This window comes from Rhizobium oryzicola (assembly GCF_030504645.1).
In the GTDB taxonomy this organism is placed as follows: Bacteria; Pseudomonadota; Alphaproteobacteria; order Rhizobiales; family Rhizobiaceae; genus Neorhizobium; species Neorhizobium oryzicola.
This window is the reverse complement of sequence record NZ_JAUKWQ010000009.1, coordinates 171,494-178,405: the sequence shown is the minus strand read 5'-3', so window position 1 is coordinate 178,405 and position 6,912 is coordinate 171,494. Positions and strand designations below refer to the sequence as shown.

Sequence of the window (6,912 nt, the reverse complement as noted above, 5' to 3'; positions counted from 1 at the left end):
AGGGATAATCTGGCGCGCTTCAATCGACGCTCAAAGCGTTTCTCCAAAACTCATGACATGCTGGAGATAACGCTCACACTGTTCTTTAACAGGCACCTCATCGGGAGTCCTCAGTAAACACTGCCCCCACAAGGGGGGGAGATCGACCCGTTGCAATGCCTCTCCCGAACGTGAACTTCAGTCAATGTCTTTGACATTGCGGGCAGAGCGCGCGGGTCACGTCGTGCTGATCTCCCCCCTTGTGGCGGGGTCCGAAGGACGGTGCGAGACGCGTGGCTCGACCAACAGAGGCAAGGCAGAGGGGGGGATGATCAACCGCGTGCACGAACGCGCTTCTGCGGCTGAGCCCCCCGTTACACCTCAGTTATACCCGCCGCTCGCCCGCTGTTCGGCGGCGTCGCGCTGGGCGCGGTCGAGATCGCTGTTGCCATCGGCGGGCGTGTCGGCGGGCAGGCTGGAGCCCTTACTCTCCTGACGCTGACTGGAAACCTGGCCCGGCGCTTGACCATCAGACGAACCGGCGTTCTGGCCGGAAATTTGCACAAGGCCCGTGCCAGCGCCGCCGCGGGTTTCCGCCGAGGGGATCCGGCGCGTATCGAAATAGCTGCGGAAGGCGGTGATGCGGCCATCCCGATGCTCCAGCACGCTGACGCCGCCATAGGTGAAGGCCTTGCCGCCGAGCGAACCGCGGCTGACCCATTCCAGAAAGGTCAGATTGTCCTCGTCCCGCACGGCGCGAAACTCGGAGCGGATCTCTTCAAAAGCCTCCGCATAGGTCTGCCAGAAGCGCCTGGCGCCATTGGCCTCGCCATGACGGTGCTGCACCAAGGGATTGGAAATGTCAGCCGCTTCCGCAAACAGGGCGGCAATACCATCCACATCGCGCTCGGTTTCCAGACGCGTCAGCGCCGCGATGAATGTCTCGGACATGTTGGGCATGATGTCTCCTCAAGGTTGGGGGCGTGAGGAGAACTGCGGGGAGGGGCGGGGGTTCCGAGAGCCCTGCCTTACAAGCATAACCCGATCGCGTGATTACCGATCCAAAACGGATCTTAACTTCGGAAAAATAAATTCAGGGTTGAAGTTAAACTTCTGATCGCTATGGATATTGCACAAAATCTCATCGGATCGAGCATTATGGCCCGCACACTCCAAGTTAAAGCTGAACAAGATTTCTGGAAGCGGTTTGTTGGTGGAAGCTCCTCGCGGGCGCTGCAAGAGATCATCTGGAATTCGTTTGATGCTGATGCCGACACCGTGAGCATATCAATTAAATTCAATCCTCTTGGTCAGCCAGACAAGATTGTGTTCGAAGACAATGGCGAGGGGATACCCTTTTCTGAAAGTGAACATCAATTTGAAAAGTTGGGTAACTCGTGGAAGGCGCGCGCTCAACGCTCAAATATTAAAAAGCGAATTTTGCACGGAAGGAATGGTGAAGGTAGGTTTCGCGCACTTTCCCTTGGTCAGTTCGTCGAGTGGCATACAGTGTATCAAGCTGACGGAAAGTTCTACGAGTATAAAATTGTAGCAAATTCCGATAATATCGGCTATTTTGAAATAAGCGATGTTAGGGCTTCCAAATCTGTCAAAACGGGCACGACCGTTGAAATTACAAATATATACCCTGTAGCTTCCGGATACTTTTTGAAACTGAAAAGTGAATCTATTGCTCACTCGTTCGCCTCGTATATGAATAAGTACCGCGACATCACGTTGCGCGTGAACGGCGAAGTATTGGACATATCTAAGCTTATTTCAAGATCGGAAACAATGGAGGTGGGTCCCGTAAGGCTTGTTTCGGGACGAAGAATATCCGCTGATCTTGAAATAATACAATGGAACCATTCTGCTGACAGGCATTTGTACTTGTGTGATGCAAGAGGATTTACGCTGGCGGAACGTGCTCCTGAAGTGCGTGCACCCGGTTACAACTTTTCTGCCTACTTAAAAAGCGATTATTTTTCTGAAGTTGCAAGTGATGGCTTGATTGAAATTGAGATGGAAGAAGGAATTTCTAAACTTATTGGGGAGGGCCGCGATAAGCTTACCTCATACTTTAAGCAACTTGAAAAGCAAAAGGTAGCAGAATTAATTGATCAATGGAAAAATGAAAAGGTTTATCCTTATAAGGATGATGAATCTGGCGAAATTGTAAAACAATCTATGCGCATATTTAATATATGTGCCGTTACGATTAGCAACCAAGTGAAGGGTTTCTCATCTCAGGATAGAATAACCAAATCACTGTCATTCAGACTACTGCGCGAGGCAATAGAAGAAAGGCCGAGTGAAGTTTCCAAAATTCTCTCAGAAGTTCTTTCTCTTTCCAGCGAGAAAAAGAAGCAATTTGCCAATTTGCTTGATGATACAAAGTTATCCGACATTATCGATACTGTATCGCTGATCAGGAGTCGCATTCGCATCGCGAAGGGATTGAGGTCGCTCGTTTGCAGTGACGAAAGTCGCCCCACAGTTAAAGAACGCCAGCATATCCATCAGATAGTAGAGCGAAACGCTTGGATATTTGGTGATGAATTTATGTTGGGTATTTCGGAATCTACGCTGACCAACGCTCTCAGAGAGCATCTTCGCCGGCTAAAAATTAACGAAAAAGTTCTTGATCCTGTTATTGTCAACGGAAAAAATACTGCCCGTTTGGATCTTATGCTGTGTCAAGCTTCTAGAGTTACAGGTAGAGATGATGATCATCATCTAGTAATTGAGCTGAAGCGTGCGAAAAAAACCTTAGACATGAAAGATTTTACCCAAATAATGGGATACGCTTCTTCGATCATGAAAGATAGTCGCTATCGGAAAACGAACGTTAGATGGAGTTTTTGGTTGGTGGGTGTCGAAGTTGATTCTCAGTTGGAGGATTTAGTTTCAGCTCCAGATCGGCCTCCCGGGTGTGCTCATATCTTTAAAGAGGGCAACGGCAGGATCTTCATAAAGACTTGGGGTCAGCTTCTTCATGAATGTGTATCAAGGCTGGAATTTATACGTGACCGACTCGACATCGCCGTTACTGACGAAGAGTCAGTGAGCTACTTGAACGAGATCTATCCGCATTTTGTACCCGAGATAACCAAACAATGAGATGCCCTGTCGGGTAGCAGGTTCAAGCGCTTGGTAGGCTCACTTCAGCAACTCCCGCAGACTCCAGGGATATTCCGCCTTGGGGTCGGCGATGTCGTCCACCTTCCAGCCGCCCTGTTCCTGCACCAGCGTGTAGTGCAGCACCATGCGCTTGCCATTGGTGAAGCTGGCCTGCAGCTTTGCCGTGTTGCCCTTTATGACCGGCTCGGTGAGCGTCAGGTTGCGGGCGCGGCCATCCTGTCCATTGATGACGGGGTCGAAGTCGATCGCGCCGATTTCGCCTTCCGGCGTGCGGTCGCGGTCGGCCTGAAACAGCGCGATCAGCGCGCGGGAGAAGAAGGGCGTGTAGGGCGTCGGCCTGTCCTGGGGCGCCGTGTCTGGATTGAAGGCATAGAGCGCCTTCATCAGCGCCTGCGGCGTCTTGAAGGTTTCCGCCTGGGCGGTGAGGGCGGTCGCCGCGACGATGAGAAAGCTGAGGACGAGAGCGGGCAGGCGCATGGGCGACATCCTTTTTGAGACACGGGATCGGCTTCATGCTTAGCGCGGGGCGGGGGCCTCTGCCCAGCGCGCAAAGCTATGCGGGACGTGCAGGGGTGGGGTTGCCCCTCATCCGGCTGCCGCCACCTTCTCCCCGCAAGCGTGGAGAAGGGACTCGCGGTTACCGTCCCGGTCGTCCGGTCTTGCCCTTGGTGCGGCCCTTGCGCTTCTGGTCCATGGGGTCTTCGTAGGAGCCGACGCCCGCCTTGCCCCGCACGAGCGGGCGGGGGGCGTCCGGGTTGGCGCGTTCCGGCTGGCCTTCGAGCAATGGTGAGTGGCGGCGGGATGGGTCTTCCGGCTTTTCCGGCAGCTTGCCGGGCATGGGCTTTTCCGTGCGGCCCACGGTCATCTCGTCCAGCGTGTTCTTGCGGAACAAAGGCGTGGCCGTATCGGTGCCCGGCCCCATGTCGTCCAGCGAGGGTTTGGCGAAGTAGCTTTGCCCCTCATCCGCCCTGCCGGGCACCTTCTCCCCGCTTGCGGGGAGAAGGGTCGATGAGGCGGTCGCTCGGTCCCCCTCGCCCCGCTTGCGGGGAGAGGGTTGGGGTGAGGGGCTATTTTCTCCCTCCGGCGCCAAGGACTGCCGTGTGGCTTCGGCGCTGCGGCGAACACCTTCCTGCGCCTTGGTCTCCTCGCGGGCAATCGGGTCGTCCATGCTAGCCAGTTCCACGGCCTTGAGGCGCTTGATCTCGTCGCGCAGGCGGGCGGCTTTTTCGAAGTCGAGATCGGCGGCGGCATCGCGCATCTGCTTTTCCAGCGCGTTGAGGTGGCTCTGCAGGTTGTTGCCGACCAGATGGCCGCCATCGGCAAAGCCCTTGCCCGCGGCCCCGGAAATATCGGCGCGGACATGGTCGCGCTCGTAGACCGAGTCGAGGATGTCGGAAATGCGCGCCTTGACCGATTCCGGCGTGATGCCATGCTCGGTGTTGTAGGCCATCTGCTTTTCGCGGCGGCGGGCGGTTTCTTCCATCGCCCGCTTCATGGAGCCGGTGATGTTGTCCGCATAGAGGATGACCTTGCCATCCACGTTACGGGCCGCGCGGCCAATGGTCTGGATGAGCGAGGTTTCCGAACGGAGAAAACCTTCCTTGTCGGCATCGAGGATGGCGACGAAGCCGCATTCGGGAATGTCGAGGCCTTCGCGCAGCAGGTTGATGCCGACGAGCACGTCAAACGCGCCGAGGCGCAGGTCGCGGATGATTTCGATGCGTTCCAGCGTGTCGATATCCGAGTGCATGTAGCGCACGCGAACGCCCTGTTCGTGCAGGTATTCGGTCAGATCTTCCGCCATGCGCTTGGTCAGAACCGTCACCAGCGTGCGGTAGCCCTTAAGCGAGGTTTCCTTGATCTCGCCCAGCACATCGTCCACCTGGGTGCGGGCCGAGCGCACCTCGACCGGCGGATCGATGAGGCCGGTCGGACGGATGACCTGTTCGGCAAACACGCCGCCCGCCTCTTCCATCTCCCAATTGCCGGGCGTGGCGGAAACGGCCACCGTCTGCGGGCGCATGGCATCCCATTCTTCGAAGCGGAGCGGGCGGTTGTCCATGCAGGAGGGCAGGCGGAAACCGTATTCGGCGAGCGTCGCCTTGCGGCGGAAGTCGCCCCGGTACATGCCGCCGATCTGCGGAATGGTGACGTGGCTTTCGTCTATGAAGATCAGCGCATTGTCCGGGATATATTCGAACAGCGTCGGCGGCGGCTCGCCGGGCTTGCGGCCGGTGAGATAGCGCGAATAGTTTTCGATGCCGTTGCAGGAGCCGGTGGCTTCCATCATCTCGATATCGTAGCGGGTGCGCTGCTCCAGGCGCTGCGCCTCCAGCAGGCGGCCCGCCTTTTCCAGCTCGGCCAGACGGTGCTTCAGCTCGTCCTTGATGGCCTTGATCGCGCCGTTCAGCGTCGGGCGCGGCGTGACATAGTGCGAGTTGGCATAGATCTTGACGGACTTCAGGTCGCCGGTCTTGTGGCCGGTCAGCGGGTCGAACTCGGTGATGCTGTCGATCTCGTCGCCGAACAGCGAGATGCGCCAGGCCGCATCCTCCAGGTGGGCGGGGAACAGCTCGATCGTGTCGCCGCGCACGCGAAAAGAGCCGCGCACGAAGTTGATGTCCTGCCGCTTGTATTGCTGCGCCACGAGGTCGGCCAGCAGCTGGCGCTGGTCGATGCGGTCGCCGACCGACATCTGGAAGGTCATGGCCGTGTAGGTTTCGACCGAGCCGATACCGTATATGCAGGAGACCGAGGCGACGATGATGCAGTCATCGCGCTCCAGGATCGCGCGCGTGGCGGCATGGCGCATGCGGTCGATCTGCTCGTTGATGGAGCTTTCCTTCTCGATATAGGTATCCGAGCGCGGCACATAGGCTTCCGGCTGGTAATAATCGTAGTAGGAAACGAAATACTCCACCGCATTGTCGGGGAAGAAGTTCTTGAACTCGGAATAGAGCTGCGCCGCCAGCGTCTTGTTGGGCGCAAGGATGACGGCGGGGCGCTGCGTTTCCTCGATCACCTTGGCCATGGTGAAGGTCTTGCCGGAGCCGGTGACGCCGAGCAGAACCTGGCTGCGGTCGCCATTGTTCAGCCCCTCCACGAGATCGCGGATGGCGGTGGGCTGGTCGCCCGCCGGCTTGTATTCGGAGGCCATGCGGATCGCGATGCCGCCCTCGGATTTTTCCGGGCGGGCAGGGCGGTGCGGCGTCCAGATCTGGCCGTTCTTGAACAGCGGATTGCCGCTCTCGATCAGCTTGGCCAGCGCGTCGACGGTGGCCGTGACCGCGCCGGGGGCGAGCGTTGCCGCCTCCTCCAGGCTCACATCCATGCCCGCAACGGGGTTCAGACCTGCGGCGGCGCGGGTCTTCGGGTCCGAGGATGCGCCGATGGACACGCCGCGAGCGGTCTTTGACGCGGTGGTGTTTTTGGCGGTCTTCGACTTGTCCGGCTTCGCCCTCGCGGCTTCTTCTTCCTTCGCTTCGCGGATGGCCTGCTCGCGGGCGGCGATCTCGATCTTCTTGCGATGCTTGCCGGCCTTGGAGGCGATCTCGCGCTGGGTTTCCATCGCGTCCGCCTCGGCCTGTGCTTCCAGCTGCTTCACCCAGTCGGAGACGGAGCCTGACAGGGGAGCGCCTTCGAAAGCAGCCTGCGGCGCTTCCTCGAAGCCGTTTGCGGGGGTCTGGGAGGGGGAGTTTTTCGGTGTCTTGGCCATGGCCGGAATATGGAGGGAGTCCGGCCGAAAGTGAAGGGCGGCGGGGAAACAAATTGGGAACGGCGGTTCGAAAGCCA

Annotated in this window: 4 protein-coding genes; 1 reads left to right on the top strand and 3 read right to left on the bottom strand. The window is 57.8% G+C overall.

What is annotated here, in order from left to right; genetic code table 11:
* Positions 1–360: 360 nt before the first annotated feature.
* Positions 361–939 (bottom strand): nuclear transport factor 2 family protein, encoded by a 579-nt coding sequence (locus Q2T52_RS21535; RefSeq protein WP_302078923.1) that lies wholly within the window; start codon positions 937–939, stop codon positions 361–363.
* A 198-nt stretch (positions 940–1,137) separates the two neighbouring features.
* Between Q2T52_RS21535 and Q2T52_RS21530 the strand changes: the two genes are divergently transcribed.
* Entirely contained in the window at positions 1,138–3,099 is a 1,962-nt protein-coding gene (locus tag Q2T52_RS21530) for an ATP-binding protein (RefSeq protein ID WP_302078921.1), read from the top strand.
* Between the two features lie 39 nt (positions 3,100–3,138).
* Here the strand turns inward: Q2T52_RS21530 and Q2T52_RS21525 are convergent, their stop codons facing one another.
* Together Q2T52_RS21525 and uvrB are read right to left on the bottom strand one after the other, a co-directional pair.
* Positions 3,139–3,597 carry a DUF3828 domain-containing protein gene (locus Q2T52_RS21525; RefSeq protein WP_302078919.1) on the bottom strand — a complete coding sequence of 153 codons (459 nt, stop codon included), beginning with the start codon at positions 3,595–3,597 and terminating at the stop codon, positions 3,139–3,141.
* Positions 3,598–3,757: 160 nt separating this feature from the next.
* Entirely contained in the window at positions 3,758–6,835 is a 3,078-nt protein-coding gene (gene uvrB, locus Q2T52_RS21520) for an excinuclease ABC subunit UvrB (RefSeq protein ID WP_302078918.1), read from the bottom strand.
* Positions 6,836–6,912: the final 77 nt, after the last annotated feature.